Raw genomic sequence first — 364 nt, forward strand, 5'->3', positions numbered from 1 at the left:
CCTTGCTTGACTTCTTGTCCACCGTTGTCATCATCCACATATACTACTTTGCCTTTTTGTTTATTTGCTTCATATATTACAGTTTCTGTGTAATCTTTAGTATCAAATGTTACTGTTTTACTTGGAACAACAGCTCTATCTGGAGTATAGCCTGCCTTTTTTTGCGTCTTCACTTCGTCGAAGCTTTGACTTGGAACTTTGTTCCAGCTTATTTGATTTGTTACTAGATCTTTGTCGCCTGTTTGAGTGAACGTTAGACTTTGACTCTTGGTATCTAGTAGATTACCTTTTTCATCTCGGTACTCTATTTTTCTTGTTACCACGTTGTCTTTAGTAACTACTTCATGCTTATGCTTCAAATGAA

1 pseudogene is annotated in these 364 nt (G+C 36.3%); it reads right to left on the reverse strand.

From position 1 onward, the window contains the following. Nucleotides 1-364 (reverse strand): annotated as a pseudogene (locus NOU10_RS09330) (cell wall anchor protein); the annotation flags it as partial.

The sequence above is a fragment of the Ligilactobacillus sp. MP3 genome (genome assembly GCF_024436335.1).
In the GTDB taxonomy this organism is placed as follows: Bacteria; Bacillota; Bacilli; order Lactobacillales; family Lactobacillaceae; genus Ligilactobacillus; species Ligilactobacillus salivarius.